Origin of the sequence: Streptosporangium sp. NPDC002721 (genome assembly GCF_042888905.1) — a bacterium.
Lineage (GTDB): Bacteria > Actinomycetota > Actinomycetes > Streptosporangiales > Streptosporangiaceae > Streptosporangium.
Window position 1 is genome coordinate 115,464 of sequence record NZ_JBIAQI010000020.1, and the last position, 22,002, is coordinate 137,465.

Below are 22,002 nucleotides of genomic sequence, written 5' to 3' on the forward strand. Positions count from 1 at the left end.
GTCAGGGTGACCGGCATGTTGGCGATCACCGTACTGACGGAGGGCGGCCACCGGCACGTCCGGGCGAGCGCCGGGAAACTCGCCGAACTGGTCGACCGGCTGGGCGGTCAGGACGACAGGTTCCTGGTCGTCCAGCGGATTCCCGACCTGCCCGAGGTCTTCGTCCAGGTATGGCACGAGAATGGCGGCGACTACACGCTGGAACACCGTGACGGGGCACCCGACCGGCACTTCCAGGCGGTGTTCGACAGGCCCGAGCCGGTGATCGCGGCCATGACCCGCTGGGCGCTCTCGGAGGACGGATGGGACTCCGAAGCGAGCTGGACCCCGTTGGACCTGAACCCGCCCGAACCTCCGCCCCCTCCCGAACTCGACGAGGACGAACGTAAGGCGCTCGACGCGCGCCTTCGTGAGGTGATCGTGGGCGGTTACGCGACGCGGGCACAGCTGGCCGAGATCGCACAGGACCACCTGGTGTCGGGGGACCACCGGCCGGTCTCTCCGGAACAGGCCCGCCTGCTGGTGGACCGGATGTGGCTGGAACGCGTCGAGGAGCAGGCCTCCTGGGAGGGGGAGACGGACCCGGAACGGCTCAGCCGGGCCTTCAACGCCCTGGAGGCAACGGGCATCACGGCGAGGGAGAACTTCACCTGCTGCCGCACCTGCGGCCAGGCGGAGATCGCGGCGACAGGCTCACCGAACGCCCGGGGCTACGTCTACTTCCACAGCGGGTGCACGGACTCGGCCGCGGCCGGACACGGGCTGACACTCCTGTACGGCGGGTTCGACGGCTCGCCGGACACGACGGCGTCCATCGGACGGGAGGTCGCGGCCGCGCTCGGGGAGACCGGCCTCCCGGTGGAGTGGAACGGCGATCCCGCGCGGGCCATCACCGTCGTCCCCCTCGACTGGCGCAGACGCCTCGTCGGCTGAGCACGCCCCCGGCCACACCTCGTCCGTACGTCCCGGACGGGGTCCGGGGGGTGAACCGGTCATGAGCGGTGACGGCAGGACCCCTCACGAGAGAGCGGGCCGGTCAGGCCGGTGCCTGCGCGTAGGAGCCGGACGTCAGGTCCTCCAAAATGTCGGGGGCGGCGGGGTTCCAGCCGAAGATCTTCCGGGCCCGCGACGAGTCCTGCGGTGACGAGCGGGTGAGTATGGCGGCGAGCGGCCCCAGCGCCTCGACCGCCTGCTCAAGGGTGATCGACGTGGCACGGACGCCCGTGAGCTCGGCGACGGCCTCGGCGATCCGCCGCATGGGGGTCCGTTCGACCCCGACGGCGTTGACGACGGTCCCGGGCACGGGGCGCTCCAGCATGGCCAGGTACAGCTCGGCGAGGTCGTCGACGTGCACCGACGACCACTCGTTGGCGCCGTCTCCGACGTAGGTGGCCACGCCCTGCTGCCGGGCGAGGGCCACCAGGCCCTGCAACAGCCCGGACCCGCCCCGGCCGTGGACCAGTGAGGCCCGGATCACCATGCCCGCCACGTGGCCGGCGTCCAGGACCTGCCTCTCCCCGAGGATCTTGTACGGCTGCGGCGAGGTCCGCGGGTCGACGGGGTGATCCTCGTCCGCCGTGACGCCCTGGGTGTCCGGATAGACCAGGCCCGTGCTGGTGTAGAGGAACGTCCCCCCCTCACCCAGCCCGGCCAGCAGCGCCCCCAGGGCGTCGTGCTCGATCTCGCCCATCTCCGGATGGGTGTAGTCCACGGCGGCGTGGACCACGGCCTCGGCGTCGGCGGCGCCCGCGCGCAGGACGTGGAGGTCCCGCAGGTCCCCGGCCACCGCCCTCGCGCCCAGGTCCTCGACCCGCTCGCGAGCCTGGTCGGACCGGGCCAGGGCGGCCACCTCGTGGCCGGCCCGGACGAGACGCTCGGTGACGACTCCGCCGAGATAGCCGCTCGCGCCGGTGATGAAAATACGCATGGGTTTGAATGCCTTTCCGTGGTGATGTGACCGCCGACGCCAAATGGCTTCTGGAGGGCCAGGGCCGGGGAATCCGGCCCTGGGCGTCCCGCCGGTCGCCGACAACCTCACCATCGCGCTCCCCCGGCTCGCACAGCCAGGGACCGGGAGTCCTTGGCTGAGGTCCGGCACCGGGACGTATGGTCGAAGGCATGGACAAGCGTGCTTTGGCGGAGTTCCTGCGCAGCAAGCGCGAGCGGGTCGATCCCTCGGACGTGGGTCTGCCCCGGGGGCCCCGGCGGCGCACGCCGGGGCTGCGGCGCGAGGAGGTCGCCCAGCTCGCCTACGTCTCGGTCGATCACTACACCCGGCTGGAGCAGGCGCGTGGCCGGCATCCGTCACGGCGGGTGCTCGACGGCATCGCCCGCGCGCTGCGCCTTTCCGACCAGGAGCGCTCCCGGCTCTTCCACCTGGCCGGGGAGAGAGGCGAGAACCCGGACGTCGGCCCGGTGCGCGAGGTGCAGCCGAGCACGCTGAACCTGCTCGACCGCCTCACCGACGCCGCCGCGATCGTCGTCGACCAGACCTGCAGGGTGCTGGCCTGGAACCCGCTGGCCGCGGCGCTGTTCGAGGACTTCTCCGCCCTGGCCGGGCAGGAGCGCAACATCATCTGGCGCTACTTCCTGCACCCGGATCCGGAGCAGCGGCACTACGGCATGGGCAGCCCGGGGCGGTTCGTCGTCACGGCGGTCAGCTATCTTCGCCTGGCCGTCACCCGCTACCCCGACAATTCGGAGCTGAAGCTCCTGGTCGACGAGCTGGTGACCGGAAGCGAGGAGTTCGCCCGCCTGTGGAACTCCCACCGGTTCCACATCGAGAGTCACCTGCGCCAGACCGTACGGCATCCGCAGGTCGGGCCGATCGAGCTGGACTTCGACGTCCTGACCGTGCCCGACCAGGAGCAGCAGGTGGTCATCTTCACCGCCGACCCCGGGTCCTCCGCGTACCAGTCCCTCCAGCTCCTGAAGGTCATCGGCACCCAGCGCATGACCGTCGACAGCTGACCCGCGCGTCGGCCCGAGATCACCGGAAGGAACCGCGAGGCCGGGCCGACGCACGCCGGCCGGGCCTCGCCGGTGGTCAGGCCGAAGGCGCGGAAGCCTCCGGCCCCGCCGAGGCCGCGGGGACGGCCGGCCTCGCACCCGGCCTGCCAGGTGTCCCGAAACCCATGGTGTCTCGAAACCCATGGTGTCCCGGCACCCGCGGTGTCCCGGCACCCGCGGCCCGTGATCGTCACGCGCGGCCCGCGATCGTCACGCGCGGCCCGTGATCGGCGGCCGTCAGGAGCGCGCCTTCACGGACCTCAACAGGGCCTTCACGGACCTTCACGGACCTTCACGGGCCCTTGCCCCTGGCGCGGAAGGCTGCCGTCTTGACGCGGTTCTGGCAGGTGGTGCCGCAGAACCGGCGGGTGCCGTTGCGGGAGACGTCCACGTAGACCCGGTCGCAGTGCGGCGCCGTGCACACGCCGAGGCGGTCGTGGTACTCGCTCCCCAGCACGATCGCGAGACCGGTGGCACAGCTCGCCGCCCAGTCGCCCGCCATGGTGCCCCCCGGGCCGTGGAAGTGCAGGTGCCACGACTGCCCGTCGTGGCGTTCGAGCATCGGCCGGGCCCGGCTCTCCTCGAGAAGACCGTTGACCCGCAGGGCGGCGGTGTCGACGTCCCCCGCCGCGAGGGCGTCGAAGACCATGCGCAGCCGCGCCGCGATCCCGACGAGCTCACCGGCCTCCGCCTCGGTGACCTCCCGATGGCCCGGGTAGCCGGTGCGCAGGCCCTCCGCGGCGGCGGCGGCGAGATCGCGCGGCGGCGGGAAGTCGCGGCCCCGTCTCTCTCCCGGGGTCAGCTCGTTGACCAACCCCACCGCCACCCGGACGATCGCATCAGCGTGACTGTTGAAATCCACTTGACCAGTTACATCCTCGCGTTCTAGCTTGTAACTGCCACAAGCTTAGACGACAGTTACAAGGAGACGATGGTGCTCACCCACGATGCCGCACTCGAGTGGATCGCACGATGGGACCGCCAGCAGGAGGGCTACCTGCCCGACCGCGAGGAGCGCTTCACCACGCTGATCGACGCCGTCGAGGCGACGGGCCGCCCCGATCCACTGGTCATCGACCTCGGCTGCGGACCGGGCTCGCTGTCCGCCCGCCTCCTGGAGCGGCTGCCCGAGGCGACGGTGATCTCGGTCGACGCGGACCCCCTCCTGCTCGGCCTCGGCCGGGCCGCCTACCCGCACCTCACCTTCGTCTCCCTCGACCTGCGCACCCCCGGATGGACCGGCTCCCTGGGCCTCAGCGGGCCGGCCGACGTCGCGGTGAGCACCACCGCGCTGCACTGGATCTCCGGTCCCGACCTCCGGAAGATGTACGCCGAGCTCGCCACCGTGCTGCGTCCGGGCGGGCTCCTGCTCAACGGCGACCACATGGAGACCGACGACACCACCCCGGCCATCGCCCGCCTCGAACGCGCCGTGCACGACCGGGAGACCCGGCGCGCGTTCGCCGGCGGCCACCCCGAGGGCTGGCGCCAGTGGTGGGAGGCGGTCGCCGCGGATCCCGCCTTCGCCGAGCTCCACACCGCCCGCACCACCGCGGGCGCCGACCATCACGGCTCGGAGTCCTCCCTGCTCTCCGAACACGTCGACGCCCTCCGCGGCGCCGGATTCACCGAGACCGGCACCCTCTGGCAGCGCGGCCACAACCGCCTCCTCTGCGCCGTCCGCGACTGATCCGGCCACGGCCGGGGTGCCGGCAGCATTCGGGGCCTCGGCTCAGGCGGCGGGGGCCCGTGGCGTCAGGCGAACCTCGACATCCGCGTCCAGGGCACGCGCCAGCCGCTCCAGAACGGGCAACGTGGGAATGGTTCCCCCCGCCTCGAACCGCGCCACGGCCGACTGTGTCATACCCGCCGCACGAGCCAGGTCGTTCTGACTCCAGCCTCGCCCCTCGCGCATCCCCCGGACCGTCTTGCCCAGTTCGTGGGCGAGACGGGTGGCCTCGTACGCCTCGGCCGCGCCCGGCTCGGTCATCCGACGATCCCTGAGCTCTCGCCAGCCCCCCTGCTCGCTCATGCTGTTTCCTCCTCGTCGGCGGTGTGCGCCAGTTCGACACAGCGACCTCGTCGCACTCGCTTTCAACCGAACACAGCCGCCGAAGGCCAAAAGGTGGGCGACCCTGAGGTCCGTCGCGTCAGCGTCGATCGTCGGTGAAGGCCGCGCGCGGGTCCAGGAGCCGACCTCGCGCGTACTCCTCGTCGAAGGCGGCCCGGCCGAGCGCCTCGACGGCGGCGGCGCGCACCTTGGCGAGGTCGGCCGCGTCGTCGGGGTCGGGTACCTGCCCGAGCGACGCGAACGCGGCGTCCGCGACCCCGGCCAGCCGCGCCGCCCGCGCGTGATCGCCCTCGGCCGAGGCCAGCGCGGCGCCCGCCAGGCAGACGTACGGCACGAAGTCGTCCCAGCCGTTGCGGAACACCCGCTCGCGGCCCTCGTCGAACAGCTTCCTCGCCACGTCGAGATTGCCCAGGCCCAGCTCGCAGAACGCGAGGTTGTGGTACTCGGAGTTGACCATCATGGGCCGGTCGAGCGCCTCGTTGAGGGCGATGCTCTCCAGGTACAGATCCCGGGCGCGGAGCAGGTCGCCGGACATGCGCGCCACGGCGGCCAGCACGTGCCTCGGCCGTTCCTCAAGGCTCCGGTCACCGGAGCGCAGCGCGACCGCGAGCGCCTCCCGGGCACGGGTCTCTCCGCCCGGCAGGTCACCGCCGCGGATGGCGACCCGGGCCAGGCTGTAGCGGGCCTCCACCTCGCCCGCCGGGTCTCCGGCCGCCCGGGCCCGCTCGATCTCGGCCTCGCTCATGCGCACCACGGCGTCGCTCTCACCGCGCCGGAAGGCCGAGCGTACGTTCTCACTGAAGTTCATGGATTCTCCCCCACAGGTCCGGCCCGGCCGCTGGAACCCCGTCGGGCCGCGGCCGGACGGTCTCGTTCGTCACCGTGTCCTGAACACGGTCCACTCCTCCACGAGGCGGAAGCCCATCGACTCGTAGAGCGGCCGGCCCATCGCGCTGGTGTGCAGGTAAGCCGCGTCCGCTCCGGCCGCGACGCCGTCCAGCAGCACGGTCTCGGTGATCGACCGGCCCAGGCCGCGGCTCCGCGCGGCCGGGACGACGGCGATGTTGAACACGCCGACCACGCCGGAGGTCAGGATCCCGAGCCCGGTGCCGACGGGCCGTCCGGACTCCTCGGCCAGGTAGCCGGTGACGGGACCGGCGTCGAGCACGCCGCCCTTCATCAACGAGCCGAAGACGTCGTCGGGAGCCTCGAAGCCTTCGGCGAGGGCCTCGGTGTAGAGGTCGCTCTCGGCCGCGCCGACCCGGCGTACCGGCTTCCGCTGTGCCGCGCCGTCCCGGAACGGGATGTCGCTCACGTCGCAGGCCAGCAGCGACAGACCATCGCGTTCGACCAGCCCGTGCCGGGCCGCGAGGCCGGCGACCTCGTCGCCCGCCTCGCCGCGAACCATGATCGACCATGGCACGGCCTTCCCGCCGACCTCGGCCGCCAGCTCGTCGAGCGCCGCGAGATCCGGTTCCGGTGCCGTGTCGTAGGCCGCGTTCAACGTCGCGACGCCCGCGCCGGTCACCGCCGCGCGGGCGGTGCCCCGCTCGGCGTACCAGCCCGCCGGCGTCACCCCGCAGAGGAACCCGATGGCGTCGAAGTACGCCGCCGCCATCCGATCGGCGGTGGTGTCCATGGTCGTCTCCCTCGTGTTCTCCATGGTCGTGTTCTCCATGGTCGGCGGCGATCCGGAGGACTCGCACCGCCGCTCGGACGGCCTCGTCCGCACCCCGTCAGGGCCGTGCGGGTCGTCACGAACATCCCGGGGGGACCAGGAGAAAGAACAGTCGTTCTAGCGCGGCCCAAAGTAGCCGTAACCGGACATTTCAGCAAGCCAGGAGTGGCTCGGCATCACCCCGGGATCCGGCGATGGGACACACCCGCCCGTGGCCCTCTCCTGGCGACGGCGAGCCGCCCGTTCCGCGTCGACGGCATCAACGGCGCGGGAGCCCGACCGCCGCTTGCTCGGCAGCCCCGACGCCACCGGCCGCGCGTTCACCCGCGACGCGCGATGGACGGCCGGCCCGCGCCGGACGGAAGGCGGCACCCGTGAGGTCAAGGCCAATTCTCTACTAACCCTATACAAAAGGTAGGATTAGTAGGCATACTTGCGGCCGTTTGCTTCGTTCTCCGAGGAGCCCCCTTATGCGCCGCGTCGTTGCCCTGTTTGGCGTGCTCGTTCTGATCGGCAGTCTCACCGCCTGCGGGGGAGGTGAGACGAAGGCCGAGAAGGAGCAACTTCGCGTCGGCTACCAGCGGTTCGGCGGGCAGAGCCTGCTCAAGGCCAAGGGGCTCGCTCCGAACGCCTCCTGGTCGCTGTTCGAGAGCGGCCCCGCCCTGACCGAGGCGCTCAAGGCCGGCGCCATCGACATCGGCCAGACGGGTGAGGCCCCGCCGATCTTCGCCGCGGCCGGCGGCACCAAGTTCAAGATCATCGCGACCTCCGAGCCGGTGCCCAAGGGCGAGGCCGTCCTGGTCAAGGAGAAGAACGGCTTCGCCTCCTTCAAGGACCTCAAGGGCAAGAAGGTCGCGCTCAACAAGGGTTCGAACGTCAACTGGCTGCTGGTCAAGCTGCTGGAGGCCAACGACATGAAGATCACCGACATCGAGGTTCAGTACCTCAAGCCGGCCGAGGCGCGTCCCGCGTTCGACAACGACCAGGTCGACGCCTGGATCATCTGGGACCCCTACTTCTCCCTCGCCGAGCAGCCGGGCGTGAAGGTCCTCGCCGACGCCACCGGCCTGGCCAACAACCGCGAGTACCTGCTGGTGTCGCCCGAGGCCCTGCAGAACAAGCCCGACCTGGTACGCGAGTACCTGAAGGTCTACCGCGAGGTCACCGACTGGGGCATCGCCAACCCGGAGGAGCGCGTCAAGCTGCTCGCCCCCGAGCTGAAGATCCCCGAGGACGTCGCCCGCCGCGCCCTGGAGCGCAGCGCCCAGCCGCTCGCTCAGGTGGACGCCACGATCGGCGACGAGCTCCAGCAGATCGCGGACGGCTTCGCCGACCTCACGCTCATCCCCGGCAAGGTCGACGTCAAGAGTCTCATCGACCCGACCTTCTCGGACGTCCTGAAGTGAGGTTCAGGCCACGGAGACTGATCACACCGATCGTCCTCCTCGCCGGGTGGGAGGGCACCGCGCAGGCCGGTCTCCTCTCGCCCGACAAGCTTCCCCCGCCGAGCGAGATCGCGGCGGCGGCCTGGCGGCTGTCCCTGGACGGATCCCTCGGCCTGCACCTGCTGGAATCCCTGGAGCGGGCCGCCCTCGGGCTGCTCATCGGAGGCTCGCTCGGCCTCGTCCTGGGCGCGGTCGCGGGGTTGCTCCGGCTCGGGGACGACCTCGTGGACCCGCCGGTCCAGGCGGCCCGGATGCTGCCGCACCTCGGGCTCGTCCCGCTGCTCATCATCTGGGTGGGCATCGGGGAGTCACTGAAGGTGTCGCTGGTGGCGCTGGGCGCGTTCTTCCCGATCTATCTCAACACCTACGCCGGCATCCGCGACATCGACGAGAGACTGGTCGAGGCCGCCCGGACCTGCGGCCTCACCCAGCTGGAGCGGATCCGGCACGTCGTGCTCCCGGGCGCGATGCCGTCCCTGTTCCTCGGCCTGCGGCTGGCGTTCGCCGCGGGCTGGCTCAGCCTCGTCGTCGGGGAGCAGGTCAACGGGCAGAGCGGCCTGGGCTTCATGATGATGGAGGCCCGCGACTTCAGCCAGACGGAGATCGTCGTACTGGGCCTGGTCGTGTACGCGACCCTCGGCCTGCTGTCCGACCTGGCGTTGCGCACCGCCGAGAGGAGAACGCTGTCATGGCGACGCGGCCTGCAGGCGTCGTAGCCGCCACCGGGGTGCGCCGGGTGTTCGCCGGCACGACGGTCCTGGACGGTGTCGACCTGCGGATCGGGCGGGGCGAGGTCGTCGCCCTGCTCGGGGAGAGCGGATCGGGCAAGAGCACGCTCCTGCGGATCCTGGCGGGACTCGACGAGGAGGCGACCGGCGACTTCACGACCACCGGGTCGAAGGCCGTCGTGTTCCAGGAGCACCGGCTGCTGCCGTGGAAGCGGGTGGCCGACAACGTGGCGCTGGGCGTCCGCGGCCGGGACGCCCGGGAACGCGCGACGACGGCACTCGAGGAGGTGGGGCTGGCCGACCGGGGCGACGCCTGGCCGTCGGAACTGTCCGGCGGGCAGTCCCAGCGCGTGGCGTTCGCCAGGGCACTGGTCCGCGAGCCGGACCTGCTGCTGCTCGACGAGCCGTTCGGCGCGCTCGACGCGCTGACCAGGCTGAAGATGCAGGCCCTGTTCGGCAGGCTGCGCGCCAGACACGGCTTCGCCGCCCTCCTCGTCACCCACGACGTGGAGGAGGCGCTCCTTCTCGCCGACCGGCTCCTCGTCCTGGACAGGGGCCGCATCGCCGAGGAGATCGAGGTCGACCTCGGCCACCCCCGCGCCGTCGACCTCCCCGGCTTCGGCGACCTCCGCCGCCGTCTCCTCACCCTCCTTCACGTCCCGGCCGACCCCGAGGAACCCCAGGCGCACAGCCCCGCCATGCGCGGGGGAGGCCGTTCGGAGGGCTAGGTCGCGCCCGGCGGAATCCGGCGCCGGGCTATGACGGCGCCGGGCTATGACGGCGCCGGACTGTGACGGCGCGGGCACCACGCCGTCACAGCCCGGCCGATGCGACACAGGCGCGGGATCGAGCGGGATCGAGCCGTCGCCGCCCGCCCGGCCGGTGGGACCCCGGTCCCACCGGCCGCCCCGGATCCGCCGTGACCCGGCTTCACCGCTCCCCCGGACAGGCTCCCCGGTGACGGGCGTCAGGTCATCACCGACTCCCCGCCCGGATAGGTGAAGGACGACCGGGGCGAGTAGAAGCCCCACTCGATCTGCAGCGGGTCGGCGGGGCGCAGAGCGTAGACGGAGTGGCTCGGCTCCAGGAACTCCAGTGACACGACCTCGAACGGGTCGACCGGTTCCGCCACGAACGGGTAGACACCGCTGTGCCGCTGCCCGCCGACCTCCGTGATGTAGCGCAGCTGGCCACGGTTGACCGCCGTGCCGGTCTCCCCGACCCGCGCGGTCGTGCGGATCACCGGCACACCGTCCGCTTCGGTCGTCGCGACCAGCTTCCCGTCCGCGACCTCGATCGTGGTACGGCCCACGCTCGCGGGCACGCCCCGGGCGGCGGCGTACTCGCGCACCACCTCGCTGGAGTTGAAGTAGTGCGTCCACCAGCGGCCGGGGGTCTCACCGTCGGGTGCGTAGGCGTCCTCCAGGTCCGGCCCGATGTAGGTGAGCGAGTACGCGCCGAAGCCCGAGGTCTGCTCATCCCGGTCGACGACGTACTGGTTCATGAAGACCTGGCGGTTGGCCGGGGGCTTCAGACCCTCGGGCACCAGGGCCGCGACGGCCTCGGGATCGGCGGGCACCCAGCCGAAGTAGATCATCCGGCTGTTGACGACGAGCTGGGGAGCCACGATTTCGGGCACGGTTTCTCCCTGGTATCGGCGGTATCTAGCCGGAACATATGTCACGTTCCAACGGAGGACAATGACCTTGGTTTCCCGAAAATCCAGGGGGTTCGCACGCTCGGCACCGGCATCGACGACCACACCCGCGACGGCGGAGAACTCCCCCTGGCCCACGAGCCGGCCCGAGGAGCCACGGCCCACGTGAACCCGGTGATCACCGCGCGCCACGTCACCCTCCGGTACCGCGGACCTCACGTCGGCCGTACCGGCCGAGGCTCGACATGACCCCGTCCGGCCACCGTGGCACCCAGCAGGCGGTCGTGAAGGACCCGGCCCTCCGGATCGAGGAGCGTCCACGCCCCGGCCACGAGAAGGCAGGGCAGCCCGATACCGGGCACGAGAGCGAGGACGGGGAAGAACAGCGTGCGAAGAGCCACCTTCCCCGCTCCCGGCCGTCCGCCCGTCCGCGCGTCGATGACGCGTATCCCCAGCAGCCGCTTACCCGGCGTCCGCCCCCACAGGACGTGCTGCGCCCAGACATGGAGGAACACCCATGCCAGGACGGCGACCCCCTCGGGCCGCACCCTGTTCTGGAACACGTGCTCCCCGGCCCGCTCCAGGAGTCCGGTACCCATGCGGGGCGGGAAGCCGATCAGGTATCCGGCCGTCCCCGCGACGGCGCTGAGGACCCTGACGACGATCAGATAGTCGGCCAGGGCCGCGATCGGCCGGCGCCACACCATCCCGTCCCGGGACGCGGCAGGCTCGTCCCCCGTGGCGGGCCGCACCGTCCGGGACGCGGCGAGCAGCAGCGCGGCGGCCGCCAGAGGGCACAGCTGGGTGGTTCCCCAGGCACCGGCCACCGCTCCGAACCAGTCGGCGCCGAACAGCGGGATCGTCTCGCGGCAGATGCCCTGCTCAATGCGCAGAGAGGCGAGAGGCACGATGGCCGCGTTCAGGACGAGGAGTCCCGCCACCCGCCGGCCCACGGTCGCGGGATTCCCGCGGACGAGACACGCGAGAAGTCCGAGGAGGACCAGCAGGGTCGGAACCGCCCACTCCGTCGTGATCTCCATGACCGCTCCGAGGTCATGGCGGAGCGGGGCGAGCGGTGACAGTGTGGACTCACTGCTGAACAGGCACACATAACCCGTAGATCTGATCGGTCTCCCCGTGGATCTGGGCGTACTCCTCAATGCTGAGCCGCTCGCGCCACAGCTCCCACGTCGGGAAGGCCGCGACAGCCGCGGCCGCCACCCACACCGACAGCGCCGACCACGACAACCGGGACATCATGATCCTTTCGCATCGGAAGCGAAACCCTACCGGTACTCCGGACCATGATCACCACGGCGACGGGTCGCGAGGTCATCCGGCAGGCGTTGGCACCGCCCGCGATCCTCAGTCCTCGCCGGGACGGACGAGCCCGCTCTCGTACGCGAAGGCGATGGCCTGTGAGCGGTCGCGCAGCTGCAGCTTGTCCAGCACCCTGCCCAGATGCGTCTTCACTGTGGTCTCCCCGAGGTGGAGCCTGGCGGCGATCTCCGAGTTCGACAGTCCCCGGCCGACGAGGGCGAACACCTCGGCCTCCCTGCCGGTGAGCCGGTCCAGCGCCGGGTGCCGGGGCCGCGGCGCCGGTGCCCGCGTGTACCGGCCGATCACCGACGGGACCACGGCCGGATCGAGCAGGCCGCGCCCGGCGGCCACCTCGCGCAGCGCCTCCAGCAACTGCTCGGGGGGCGACACCTTGAGCAGGAAGCCCGCGACCCCGGCGCGGAGCGCCCCGTCCACGATGGCCTCCTCGTCGAACGTGGTCAGCACCAGCACCTTGATCCCGGGATGCGTCTCGGCGATCGCGCGGGCGGCGGCGATGCCGTCGAGGCCCGGCATGCGTGCGTCCATGAGCACCACGTCGGGTGCCATCGCGGCGGCCAGCCGCACCGCCTCGTCGCCGTCGGCCGCCTCCCCGACGACGTCCATGTCGGGCTCGTCGGAGATCAGCATGCGCAGCCCGGCCCGCATGATCGTCTCGTCGTCGGCCAGCAGTATCCGGATCATCGTGTCCCCTCCGCGAGCGGGAACCGCGCGTACACCTCGAAGCCGCCCTCGGCGCGCGGCCCGGCCCGCAGTTCCCCGCCGAACATGCCCACCCGTTCGCGCATCCCCACCAGGCCGTGCCCGCCGCCCGGCCCCGGCCCTGCCTCTGTCCCCGGCCCCGGCCCCGGCCCCGGCTCGGTGACGCCCCGCCCGTCGTCCACCACCCGGACGCTGACCCCGGCCGGCTCGTACTCCACGGTCACCGTCGCGACCGCCGCCTCCGCGTGGCGCAACACGTTCGTCAACGCCTCCTGCACGATGCGGTACGCGGACATGTCGACACCGAGCGGCAACGGGATCGGCGTACCGGACACCGTGGACGTGACCTGGAGCCTCGCCGAGCGCACCTCCTTCACGAGGTCGTCGACCCTCCGCAGGGACGGAGGCGGTGCCAGCCGGTCGGCCTCGTGGGAACGCAGGAGACCGACCACCTGGCGCAACTCGGTGACGGAACGCCGGCCGAGCTCCTCCACCTGCGACAACGCGTCGTGCTCGACCGGCCGGTCGGCCAACCGGCGCCGCACCACCCCGGCCTGCATGGTCATCACGCTGACCGTGTGCGCCACCGCGTCGTGCAGCTCACGGGAGATGCGGGCGCGCTCCTCCGCCACCGCCGCCCGCGCCCGCGCCTCCCGCTCGGCGGCCAGCTCCGCGGCGAGCGCGGCCAGCTGGCGAGAGCGCGACTGTTCCCGCCGCAGCAACGCGCCGAGACTCCAGGCCGCCCCCACCAGCGCGCCGAAGAAGACGAACTCCCAGGGCCCCTCACCACCCCAGACGAGCGCGACCGCCGGAACCACGGCGGCGCACACCGACGCGACGAGGGAACGACGGGGTTCGGCCCGGTAGGCCGCGTGGACCACGAGCACCAGCTCCGCGATGAGCTGGGCCCCGCCCACCCCCTCCGCGCCGGTCAGCATCGCGTACGGGAACGACAGCATCGCCACGGACATCGCGACGATCGGAAAACGGGCCGCGAGCGGGAAGCAGAGGGCCAGCACCAGGCCGAGACCGGTGGCGGCGAGCCGGTCGTCGGTGCCGCGCGGGTCGCCGTACACCTCGACCAGCGCGAGGACGGCGAACAGCACACCCGCCGCGGTACCCGCGAGCAGCCATCTCCGACGGCTCCATGGTGTGCCCACGCCCGCTCCTCCCATCGCCCGCGCACCGACTCCCGCCGCCCGCGCACCGACTCCTGTCATCCGCGCGTCGACTCCCGTCGCCTGCGCGTCGACGGTAACGAAAGGGGCCGGCTCGCGGATCAGACCCGGGAAGGACGGCGAAGGGTCGCGGGTCGTCTCCGGGGAGGACCCGGCGGCCGGCGGGGTGACTCGGAATCGCATTTCGGACGGCCCGCTAGGCCGATCCGGCCGGATGGTGCGCGCTCGTAGCGTTACGGCAGCTCAAGAGACATCCGAAAGGACACCCCATGGACACCACGTCCGCCGCCTCCGCTCCGCTGCGCCGCCTCGCCGGCGTCGCGCTCGTACTCGCCCCCGTGCTGATGTTCGGCGGCATGCTCACCTCGCCGCCGCAGGCGGACGACTCATCCGCAGGGTATCTGGCCTCGCTGGCCGCCGACCACGGGCTGTCGCTGCTGTCGGCGAACCTGTTCCACTACGCCTGGGTGCTCATCGCGCTCGGCGTGCCCGCGAGCCTGACGCTGCTCCGCGGCCGGAGGGGCCGGGGCCTGACGGCGACCGGCGTGGCACTGTCCATGTTCGGCGCCGTCCAGATGTCCGGCATGCTGCTGTCCGACTGGTTCACCACCGTCATGCCGAACACCGTGCCGCTCGCCGACGCGGTGAAGGTGTTCGACACCGTCGCGGCCGACCCGAGCCTCGTCGTGTGGCGGCTCACCGGGGTCCTGTGCGGCGTCGCCATGCTCCCGCTGCTCCTGGCCGGGCTCGCCCGGGCGGGAGTGGTCGGCTGGTGGACGGTTCCGGTGATCCTGCTGCCGTTCGTGGCGGCGGCGATGCTGCCCCCGGTCGTGGGCGCGGTGGTGGCCCTGGTCTGCTACGCGCCGCTGGTGCTCGTGGGGGTACGGCTCCTGCGCCGCTCGGCCGCGGACGTCGTCCGGGCGGAGGCACTCGCCGCCGCCTGATCGAGAACGAGGAGCCGGTGCCACCGGGACACCGGCTTCCTCGTACGTCATCCGCTGTGAACGTCCACCGGGGAGGTACGCACCTGGCCGATCGGCCGCCTGCGGATGAACCACTCGGCCACGGCGAGGTTGATCACCCAGCCGGCGGCCACGAGCAGTGCCCTGGGGAACTCGCCGGGCGTCCCGAAGATCAGGAACCAGGGCAGGTGGGTCAGCGCCTGCGTACCCGCGCCCAGGCCGATCGCGTACCCGCGGATCATCCAGGCGCGGTGCCGGGCGATGTCCCGCCGCCGGATCGCGGCGAAGGCGAGAACGATGGCCACGAGCATGGCCGAGCCGAACACGAGCCGGAACGCGGCGAGGAGGTCACCGTCACCTTCGGGCCGGGGATAGAACAGGGTCATCCACAGACCCGAAAGCGCCGCGGCGATGCCGCAGATGACCAGGACCCGCCCGGCGCCGCGATGCCACCCCGGCCTCCGGCGACGGAAACGGGGAGCGAACTGGAAAGCCCCCAGGATGGTGTACACGCTGACACTGAGGATGTGCAGCACCACGGGCAGGGGCGCCGCGAAGAACCGCGCGTTCCCCGGCGTGATCTCCGCCCCGGCCGTCAGCTCGGTCAGCCGGGCGGCTCCGGCGATCATCGGAACGGCGCCGAGCAGGATCAGCCCGGCGGGCAGGAGCCAACCCGGCCTGCCCGGCCTACCCGGCCTGCCGGAGGAGGCCGTGGCGACCTCGCGGCCACGGCCGGCTGTGTTCCGGTCATCCGCCGACCGGCCGCCGCGCGGCGACCGGGGGGACGGGAGGTGTCCCGTCGAGCGCTCATCGGTCATGACCCGATCGTGACGGCCGAGACACCGGCGGCTCATCGGGAGAACGGTCCGACCTGAACCGGCCGATCGTCCACCGGCAGGGCGTACTTTCGGCCCAGGTCGCGTGAGGTCGTCGGCCCTGGGGGCCCGGTGGTTCTCGCCACCTCGTCGACCTGCATCGACCGGCCGAACCCGTCAGCCCGCAGCAGTTCACCGTCGTCCGAGCTCGTCCAGGGTCGTCGTCGCCCGGTCGGTCACCCCGCCCGTAGCGCCTGGCCGTACTCCAGATAAACGGTCTCTCCCAGCTCGCGGGCGGTCGCGGCGGCCTTGACCCTGAGCGCCAGACTCTCGATCAGGAGACTGTCCACGTCCTCGATCGGGTGGAAGCCGAAGGCGGTCAGCTCGCCGTCGGCGAAGGTGATCAGTTCGAGCGTCTCGGCGTCGAGCACCCCGCCGTCGAAGACAAAGAGGATCTTGTCCCCCTCGCCCGGAAGCGGCGCCCAGTCAGCCACCAGGAGACGCCCGATCGGCGGCCGGATGCCCAGCTCCTCCCCGACCTCCCGCTCACACGCCGCGTACGGCATCTCCCCGGGCTCGACGTAACCTCCCGGGATATCCAGCTGCTCCTTGTACGACGGCTGCACCAGCAGGATCCGCCCCGCCTCGTCGAAGAAGAGCGCCCCGGCGGCGGCACGAGCCTGGGCGAAGGACGGCGTCTCCTGGTCGTTCATGATCCCGACCATACGGGAACCGGCGCTGTCACATGACGCACGGGCGGCGGGCCAGGTCGCTGAGCAGGTCGCGAAACATGTCACTGTAGAACACGTCCGCAAGATGAAGGCGAGCGGTCTCAGACATGGACCACCTCCACGGTCTTCCCGCACAGTTTGCCCATGTCGTCCTTGTCGGATGTCAGGACGACGACCGGGCGCACCGAACGCAGCGCGGTGGCCGCGACCACGGCGTCGATGGCGTACTCGTGACCGTGCGGACGCGCATCCTGTAGAAGCTCGATCGCCCGTGACGAGATGTCCTCGGTCACAGGCTCGACCTTCAGGCGTGACAGGTACCACCTGAGGCGATCGCTTCCGACGCGAACGTCCTGCGCCTCGATCGGTGTCATCGCGCTGACCACAACCCGGAAATCGTTGTCCTGGGCCTCCCGCACGAACGCGGTCACCCGCCGCCCCGCGCCCGCCCTGACGCCCACCGGTGGACCGCCGGGCGCGGGCGGAGTGCCGGGCGCGGGCGGAGTGCCGGGCGCGGGCGGTGTCAGCCGATCCACGCGCCGGTGGTGAAGTTCCCGGTGTTGATCGCCATGACCGGGATCATGATGGCCATGCTCACCAGCCACACCCAAGGTCTTCGCACCCCCGCGACGCCGATGGCGATCCACAGGGGGAACCAGGTCAGCGATCCCCTGCCGATCGACATGTAGAACGACGACAGGGTGAGGAAGGACAGCACCTGGGGGATGATGTACGCGAACTCCGGCCACTTGCGCCGTACCGCGAGGCAGCCGGCCAGCACCAGCAGCACCGCGGCTGAGATGATCTCCCCGTAGTAGGACGTGGTGAGCGAGGCGACGTCGTCGGACATGTTCCAGGTGTTGGCGAGCGCCTCCCACGGCCAGACGGCGTGCCGGCCCCAGAACCGGTCCTGCACCGAGTTGTAGGCCAGCCAGTCGCCGGTGCGGGTCCACTGGTAGACGCTGTACAACACGAGCGGCACACCGGGGAGCGCGAGCCAGGGCAGCAGGCGCCACCCGCCCGGGCGTTTGCGGCCGTTCTCCGCCACCAGGAACATGACGAGCAGTCCGAAGGCCAGGAACAGGCCGGAGATGCGCACCGTGGCGGCTCCGGCGGCGCACAGCGCGGCGTCCTCCCAGCGGCCGTTCCTGGCGAGCAGCCACGCAGAGACGGCCAGGGCGAGGAACAGCGCCTCCGAGTAGCCGGAGTACAGGAACACGGCGAACGGGCTGAGGAACAGCGCCGCCACCGCGTACCGGCCGCTGCCTGCCGCGTACGTCTCGGCGAGCCGTGACAGCGCCACCGCGAGCACCGCGCTGGCCACCAGCGAGATGATCATCGTGGCCAGCCGGCCGTCCTCGACGACCGGCCGCATCACCCTGATCAGTATCGCCATGCCAGGGAAGAACGCCGGCAGCTTCCCGGCGTCCTGCATGCCCGGGGGGCCGTCGTAGCCGAACTGGGCGATGGCGATGAAGTTCTCGGCGTCCCAGCGGGTGAACCGGTTGAGGAAGGGGTCGGTGGTCCGGCCGGGGCCGGCCAGGTAGGCGTAGATCAGCACACCGACGTGCGACAGCGCCCAGAGGAGCAGGGCCAGCCGGTCGCCGGGGTCGGTCAGGAACCTGGGCACCCACCGCTGCCGCCCGGCCACCTCACCGGTCGACTCGCCGGAAGTCTCGGCGGTCGTCTCGCCGGGACGTGCGCCGGGTTCCGCGTCGGCCGGTTCCGGCTCCGTGATCTTCACCGGCCCGGCGGGCGCACGATCAGTCATGCGAAAATCTTTGTATAGCCGCAAAATTCGGGCAAACCGGTGCCCACAACGTGATCTTTTCGTGCCGGCCCGTCCCCGCTCGTCTCCTGCGAAGACCCCTTCCGCCCGGCGGCGGGACACCCCGCCCCGCCGTGAAACTTCCACGCGGTGCCAGCCGCCGTGCCCGCCGCGGAAGGGGGATATCACGCCCTCGTACCGCAGATGCGGGGCCATCCCCTGGTCGGCGTGCGCGAGGTTGTGGCAGTGGTTCATCCACAAGCCGGGATCGGCCGCGCGGAACGCCACCTCCCACACCTCGCCGGGCCGCACGTCGAAGGTGTCCGGCAATAGATCGTGTACGACCTGCAGACCGCCGGGGACGCCGGCCGGCGCGGAGACGCGCCGCAGTTCGAGGCGGTCATGGCCGCCATCAGGGTGTTTCGTTCAGGGCCGGGACGGCCGCGCAAACAGATCTGGCCCAAGATCGACACCGGACGCACCGGGCGATCAAGGGCCAGGATCTGGCTAAACCCGCAGGCTCACGCCTCGCCGGAGGTCAGCCCCACCGGGCACGACACCCCGGTCCCGCCGATCCCGCAGTAGCCGCCCGGGTTCTTGAAAAGATACTGCTGGTGATACTCCTCCGCGAAGAAGTAGTCACCCGCCGGGGCGATCTCCGTGGTGATGGGGTCGTAGCCCGACTCGGTGAGGACCTTCTGGTAGGCGTCGCGTGAGGTCAGGGCCGACTTCTCCTGCTCGGGTGAGTGGAAGTAGACGGCCGAACGGTACTGCGTGCCGACGTCGTTGCCCTGGCGCATGCCCTGGGTGGGGTTGTGGGCCTCCCAGAAGACGCGCAGCAGCTCCTCGTACGAGACCCTGGTGGGGTCGAAGACGACGCGGACGAGCTCGGTGTGGCCGGTCTGGCCGGTGCAGACCTCCTCGTAGGTCGGGTTCGGGGTGTAGCCGCCCGCGTAGCCGACCGAGGTGGTGATCACGCCCGGGGTCTGCCAGAAGATGCGCTCGGCGCCCCAGAAACAGCCGAGGCCGAAGTCGGCGATCTCGCTGCCCTCGGGGTAGGGCGGGGCGAGCGGGGCGTCCAGGACCGCGTGGCGGCCGGGTGCCGTGATCGGCGTGGGGCGGCCCGGGAGCGCGTTCTCCGGGGACACCATCGTCGTCTTGTCCTTGCCGAACAACCAGCCCATTGTGAACCTCCTCCTGACACGTTCTCACCAGGAGGCAACCGCCGGTGGCCTCCCCGTGTTCCCGTAAGACTCTCTTAACAGAGCAGAAAGTACTACTAAATTGTATTAAACCTAGTAAGGAGCGAAGATAGGATTCATGCCTGAAACGCGCCGTGGAGTCCTGTACGGTATCGCCGCCTACACGATGTGGGGCCTGTTCCCGCTGTACTGGCCGCTCCTGAAGCCCTCGGCCGCCCTGGAGATCCTGGCGCACCGCATCGCGTGGTCCCTGGTCGCCGTCGTCGCCATCCTGGCGGTACGGCGCCACTGGTCCTGGTTCCGCGCGCTCCTGCGCACCCCGCGAAAGCTCGGCCTCCTCGCCCTGGCCGCGGTGATCATCACTGTCAACTGGGCCGTCTACATCTACGCCGTCAACAGCGGGCACGTGGTCGAGAGCGCGCTCGGCTACTTCATCAACCCGCTGGTCAGCGTGCTCTTCGGGGTGCTGCTGCTGAAGGAGCGGCTGCGGCGGTGGCAGTGGGTCGCGGTGGGGCTGGGCACGGTGGCGGTGGTCATCCTGACCGTCGACTACGGGCGCCCGCCATGGATCGCGCTGGTGCTGGCCGCCAGCTTCGGCACGTACGGACTGGTCAAGAAGATCGCCGGGGTGGGCGCCGCGGAGAGCATGACGGTCGAGACGCTGGTGTTGCTGCTGCCCGCGCTGGGCTACCTGGTCTACCTGGGGCAGCAGGGGACGAGCACGTTCGGCAGCGCGGGAGCGGGCCACGCGTTGCTGCTGGCCGGGGCGGGGGTGGTCACCGCCGTCCCGCTGCTCTGCTTCACCGCCTCCGCGATCCGGGTGCCGCTCACCACGATCGGCCTGCTGCAGTACATCGCCCCGCTGCTGCAGTTCCTGTGCGGCGTGTTCGTCATCCAGGAGGTCATGCCGCCCAGCCGCTGGCTGGGGTTCGGCGTCATCTGGCTGGCGCTGTCGGTCTTCACCTGGGACAGCCTCCGGGCGGCCACCCGGGCCCGCCGGACGGCCCCCCGGCCCGTTCCGGTGGAGGAACCGGTATAGGACCGTACAGAAAAGCAAGACCCTCAGGAGCCGCGTACGGCGAGGACCAGAGGGGTGAGGTCCGGGTCGACGCCGGCCTGCTCCAGGGCCGCGGCCAGGGAACGCTCGTAGGTGGGCGTGGCCCCGGCCAGGCGGGCCCGTCCCTCGTCGGTGATCACCGAGTAGACGCCGCGGCGGTCGTCGGAGCAGAGGTCGCGCCGGGTCATCCCGGCCTCCTCCAGGCGGGCGACGAGGCGGGTCACCGAGCTCTGGTTGAGCCCCACGGCCTCGGCGAGCTCCTGCATGCGCATGCAGCCGCCGGGAGCGGTGGCGAGCCGTCCCAGCGCGCGGTACTCCGACAGCCCGAGGCCGTGCCCGCGCTGGAGGGCCTTGGTCAACTCCGCCTCCACGCGCGCGTGCAAGAGGGCGAAACGGTCCCACGACATGGTGATTCCTCCTGGAGTGTTCTATCGGCAGGAGTCTACATGCACGTACAATCTTTGCTTTGGCATGCAAGGAACATCGTGGAAGACGTGCGCAAAACCCAGCCCTGCCGGGTGGGCGAGCCGGGCGATGACCATGTCCGCGCCGACCGGCCCGCACGCTTCACGACGTGATCGCACAGTGTCAAGGCTAACGAAGCCGGCCGGACCACTTCATGGCCACACCCCGGCCCCAACAGGCCACGGTCAGCCGGACCGCTCCACCACGTAGTCGCACAGGGCCAGATAAGCGGTGCGGGCCGGGATGTCGGGGAGGCTCGCGAGGTCCTCGCGGGCGCGGGCGGCCCAGGCGAGCAGCTCGGCGCGGGCGCGCTCCATGGCCGGGTGGGCGCGGAGCAGGCGCAGGGTCTCCTCGACGTCCTCCTCCGCCACCGGACCGGCCAGCAGCTCGCGCAGGCGGGCACCCTCGGGGGCACCGGAGTCGTCCGGGGAAGAGGCGAGCACGTAGAGCACCGGCAGGGTCCGGATGCCCTCGCGCAGGTCGGTTCCGGGGGTCTTGCCCGACTCGACCGACTCGGAGGCGACGTCCAGCAGGTCGTCGCCGAGCTGCCAGGCGACCCCGATCGCCTCGCAGGCCCGGGTCAGCCGCTCGACCACCTCGGGCGAGGCGCCGCTGAGCATCGCGCCGAACCGGCCGGAGGTGGCGATCAGCGAACCGGTCTTGTCGGCCAGCACCCCGATGTAGTGGGCCACCGGGTCGTCGCCGGGGCGGGGGCCGATGGTCTCGCGGATCTGGCCGCGTACCAGGCGGGAGAACGTCTGGGCCTGGATCCTGATGATGTCGGGACCGAGGTCGGCGAGGATCTCCGACGCCTGGGCGAACAGGTAGTCGCCGGTCAGGATGGCCACGGTGTTGTCCCAGCGGGCGTTCGCCGACGGGGAGCCCCGGCGGACCGGGGCCTCGTCCATCACGTCGTCGTGGTAGAGCGTCGCCAGGTGGGTCAGCTCGATCACCACGGCCCCGGGCACCACGCCCGCCGCCTCCGGTGAGCCGAACTGGGCGGCGAGCAGGGCGAGCATGGCCCGGAACCGCTTGCCGCCGGCCTCGATGAGGTGCTTGGACGCCTCCGTGACGAAGGCGTCGTCGCTCTGCACCGAGGACCGCAGCAGCTTCTCGACCTCTGCCAGTCCGGTAGCGACGTCCCGCGCCAGCCGCTCGTCGACGAACGGGAGATCAACCACCGGGGGCGCAGCCAT

The 22,002-nt window shown here is 71.3% G+C and carries 25 protein-coding genes and 1 pseudogene; 8 read left to right on the plus strand and 18 right to left on the minus strand.

The features are described from left to right. The first annotated feature begins 15 nt into the window (after positions 1 to 15). On the plus strand, positions 16 to 933 hold the full coding sequence (locus tag ACFYWM_RS27975; protein ID WP_389919211.1) for a DUF6891 domain-containing protein: 918 nt from the start codon (positions 16 to 18) through the stop codon (positions 931 to 933). A gap of 103 nt (positions 934 to 1,036) precedes the next feature. Here ACFYWM_RS27975 and ACFYWM_RS27980 read toward each other — a convergent pair whose 3' ends face one another. After that, positions 1,037 to 1,927: an NAD-dependent epimerase/dehydratase family protein gene (locus ACFYWM_RS27980; protein ID WP_389919214.1), complete on the minus strand. Its 891-nt coding sequence runs from the start codon at positions 1,925 to 1,927 to the stop codon at positions 1,037 to 1,039. Positions 1,928 to 2,118: 191 nt separating this feature from the next. On the opposite strand from ACFYWM_RS27980, the gene ACFYWM_RS27985 reads away from it, so the two are divergent. Beyond that, on the plus strand, positions 2,119 to 2,970 hold the full coding sequence (locus ACFYWM_RS27985) for a helix-turn-helix transcriptional regulator (RefSeq protein ID WP_389919217.1): 852 nt from the start codon (positions 2,119 to 2,121) through the stop codon (positions 2,968 to 2,970). Between the two features lie 331 nt (positions 2,971 to 3,301). Here ACFYWM_RS27985 and ACFYWM_RS27990 read toward each other — a convergent pair whose 3' ends face one another. Beyond that, on the minus strand, positions 3,302 to 3,871 hold the full coding sequence (locus tag ACFYWM_RS27990; protein WP_389919219.1) for a CGNR zinc finger domain-containing protein: 570 nt from the start codon (positions 3,869 to 3,871) through the stop codon (positions 3,302 to 3,304). Positions 3,872 to 3,940: 69 nt separating this feature from the next. On the opposite strand from ACFYWM_RS27990, the gene ACFYWM_RS27995 reads away from it, so the two are divergent. Next, positions 3,941 to 4,699, plus strand: a complete 759-nt coding sequence (locus ACFYWM_RS27995; RefSeq protein WP_389919221.1) for a class I SAM-dependent methyltransferase — start codon at positions 3,941 to 3,943, stop codon at positions 4,697 to 4,699. A gap of 42 nt (positions 4,700 to 4,741) precedes the next feature. Here the strand turns inward: ACFYWM_RS27995 and ACFYWM_RS28000 are convergent, their stop codons facing one another. The 3 genes from ACFYWM_RS28000 to ACFYWM_RS28010 all read right to left on the minus strand — a co-directional run bounded on the left by ACFYWM_RS28000 (position 4,742) and on the right by ACFYWM_RS28010 (position 6,743). Beyond that, the gene (locus tag ACFYWM_RS28000) at positions 4,742 to 5,041 is read right to left on the minus strand and encodes a helix-turn-helix domain-containing protein (RefSeq protein ID WP_389919224.1); all 300 of its coding nucleotides are present in this window, start codon (positions 5,039 to 5,041) and stop codon (positions 4,742 to 4,744) included. Positions 5,042 to 5,159: 118 nt separating this feature from the next. After that, entirely contained in the window at positions 5,160 to 5,888 is a 729-nt protein-coding gene (locus tag ACFYWM_RS28005; protein ID WP_389919226.1) for a hypothetical protein, read from the minus strand. A gap of 69 nt (positions 5,889 to 5,957) precedes the next feature. Next, a complete protein-coding gene (locus ACFYWM_RS28010) occupies positions 5,958 to 6,743 on the minus strand; it encodes a GNAT family N-acetyltransferase (RefSeq protein WP_389919228.1) in 786 nt (261 codons plus the stop codon). Between the two features lie 512 nt (positions 6,744 to 7,255). On the opposite strand from ACFYWM_RS28010, the gene ACFYWM_RS28015 reads away from it, so the two are divergent. Genes ACFYWM_RS28015 through ACFYWM_RS28025 form a run of 3 tightly spaced genes read left to right on the plus strand, consistent with a single transcriptional unit; the run spans position 7,256 to position 9,659 of the window. Beyond that, on the plus strand, positions 7,256 to 8,164 hold the full coding sequence (locus tag ACFYWM_RS28015; protein ID WP_389919230.1) for an aliphatic sulfonate ABC transporter substrate-binding protein: 909 nt from the start codon (positions 7,256 to 7,258) through the stop codon (positions 8,162 to 8,164). Beyond that, positions 8,161 to 8,919, plus strand: a complete 759-nt coding sequence (locus tag ACFYWM_RS28020) for an ABC transporter permease (protein WP_389919234.1) — start codon at positions 8,161 to 8,163, stop codon at positions 8,917 to 8,919. Before ACFYWM_RS28015 ends, ACFYWM_RS28020 begins: the two co-directional genes overlap by 4 nt. Next, entirely contained in the window at positions 8,892 to 9,659 is a 768-nt protein-coding gene (locus ACFYWM_RS28025) for an ABC transporter ATP-binding protein (protein WP_389919237.1), read from the plus strand. The genes ACFYWM_RS28020 and ACFYWM_RS28025 overlap by 28 nt, the downstream gene beginning before the upstream one ends. A gap of 239 nt (positions 9,660 to 9,898) precedes the next feature. Here the strand turns inward: ACFYWM_RS28025 and ACFYWM_RS28030 are convergent, their stop codons facing one another. From ACFYWM_RS28030 to ACFYWM_RS28050, 5 genes are all read right to left on the minus strand, one after another. Continuing rightward, positions 9,899 to 10,570, minus strand: a complete 672-nt coding sequence (locus ACFYWM_RS28030) for a hypothetical protein (RefSeq protein WP_389919239.1) — start codon at positions 10,568 to 10,570, stop codon at positions 9,899 to 9,901. Between the two features lie 233 nt (positions 10,571 to 10,803). Beyond that, positions 10,804 to 11,628 (minus strand): RDD family protein, encoded by an 825-nt coding sequence (locus ACFYWM_RS28035; RefSeq protein ID WP_389919242.1) that lies wholly within the window; start codon positions 11,626 to 11,628, stop codon positions 10,804 to 10,806. A 49-nt stretch (positions 11,629 to 11,677) separates the two neighbouring features. Beyond that, positions 11,678 to 11,845, minus strand: a complete 168-nt coding sequence (locus tag ACFYWM_RS28040) for a hypothetical protein (RefSeq protein ID WP_389919245.1) — start codon at positions 11,843 to 11,845, stop codon at positions 11,678 to 11,680. Between the two features lie 108 nt (positions 11,846 to 11,953). Continuing rightward, complete coding sequence (locus ACFYWM_RS28045) at positions 11,954 to 12,610, minus strand: response regulator (RefSeq protein ID WP_389919248.1); 657 nt, start codon at positions 12,608 to 12,610, stop codon at positions 11,954 to 11,956. After that, entirely contained in the window at positions 12,607 to 13,788 is a 1,182-nt protein-coding gene (locus ACFYWM_RS28050) for a sensor histidine kinase (protein ID WP_389919251.1), read from the minus strand. The genes ACFYWM_RS28045 and ACFYWM_RS28050 overlap by 4 nt, the downstream gene beginning before the upstream one ends. Positions 13,789 to 14,075: 287 nt before the next feature. On the opposite strand from ACFYWM_RS28050, the gene ACFYWM_RS28055 reads away from it, so the two are divergent. Next, a complete protein-coding gene (locus ACFYWM_RS28055) occupies positions 14,076 to 14,750 on the plus strand; it encodes a hypothetical protein (RefSeq protein WP_389919254.1) in 675 nt (224 codons plus the stop codon). 47 nt (positions 14,751 to 14,797) lie between these two features. Here the strand turns inward: ACFYWM_RS28055 and ACFYWM_RS28060 are convergent, their stop codons facing one another. The 6 genes and pseudogenes from ACFYWM_RS28060 to msrA form a co-directional block, all read right to left on the minus strand. Then, positions 14,798 to 15,586: a DUF2306 domain-containing protein gene (locus ACFYWM_RS28060; protein ID WP_389919256.1), complete on the minus strand. Its 789-nt coding sequence runs from the start codon at positions 15,584 to 15,586 to the stop codon at positions 14,798 to 14,800. 233 nt (positions 15,587 to 15,819) lie between these two features. Further along, positions 15,820 to 16,296, minus strand: a complete 477-nt coding sequence (locus tag ACFYWM_RS28065) for an NUDIX domain-containing protein (protein ID WP_389919259.1) — start codon at positions 16,294 to 16,296, stop codon at positions 15,820 to 15,822. A gap of 119 nt (positions 16,297 to 16,415) precedes the next feature. Then, positions 16,416 to 16,745 (minus strand): DNA-binding protein, encoded by a 330-nt coding sequence (locus ACFYWM_RS28070; protein ID WP_389919262.1) that lies wholly within the window; start codon positions 16,743 to 16,745, stop codon positions 16,416 to 16,418. Between the two features lie 92 nt (positions 16,746 to 16,837). Next, positions 16,838 to 18,085 carry a mannosyltransferase family protein gene (locus ACFYWM_RS28075; protein ID WP_389919413.1) on the minus strand — a complete coding sequence of 416 codons (1,248 nt, stop codon included), beginning with the start codon at positions 18,083 to 18,085 and terminating at the stop codon, positions 16,838 to 16,840. Between the two features lie 219 nt (positions 18,086 to 18,304). After that, positions 18,305 to 18,412 (minus strand): annotated as a pseudogene (locus ACFYWM_RS28080) (multicopper oxidase domain-containing protein); the annotation flags it as partial. 191 nt (positions 18,413 to 18,603) lie between these two features. Next, complete coding sequence (gene msrA, locus ACFYWM_RS28085; protein ID WP_389919265.1) at positions 18,604 to 19,266, minus strand: peptide-methionine (S)-S-oxide reductase MsrA; 663 nt, start codon at positions 19,264 to 19,266, stop codon at positions 18,604 to 18,606. A 136-nt stretch (positions 19,267 to 19,402) separates the two neighbouring features. On the opposite strand from msrA, the gene rarD reads away from it, so the two are divergent. Further along, positions 19,403 to 20,323 carry an EamA family transporter RarD gene (rarD, locus tag ACFYWM_RS28090; protein WP_389919272.1) on the plus strand — a complete coding sequence of 307 codons (921 nt, stop codon included), beginning with the start codon at positions 19,403 to 19,405 and terminating at the stop codon, positions 20,321 to 20,323. A 23-nt stretch (positions 20,324 to 20,346) separates the two neighbouring features. Here rarD and ACFYWM_RS28095 read toward each other — a convergent pair whose 3' ends face one another. Further along, positions 20,347 to 20,748 (minus strand): MarR family transcriptional regulator, encoded by a 402-nt coding sequence (locus ACFYWM_RS28095; RefSeq protein ID WP_350968985.1) that lies wholly within the window; start codon positions 20,746 to 20,748, stop codon positions 20,347 to 20,349. Positions 20,749 to 20,991: 243 nt separating this feature from the next. Beyond that, on the minus strand, positions 20,992 to 22,002 hold the full coding sequence (locus ACFYWM_RS28100) for a polyprenyl synthetase family protein (RefSeq protein ID WP_389919276.1): 1,011 nt from the start codon (positions 22,000 to 22,002) through the stop codon (positions 20,992 to 20,994).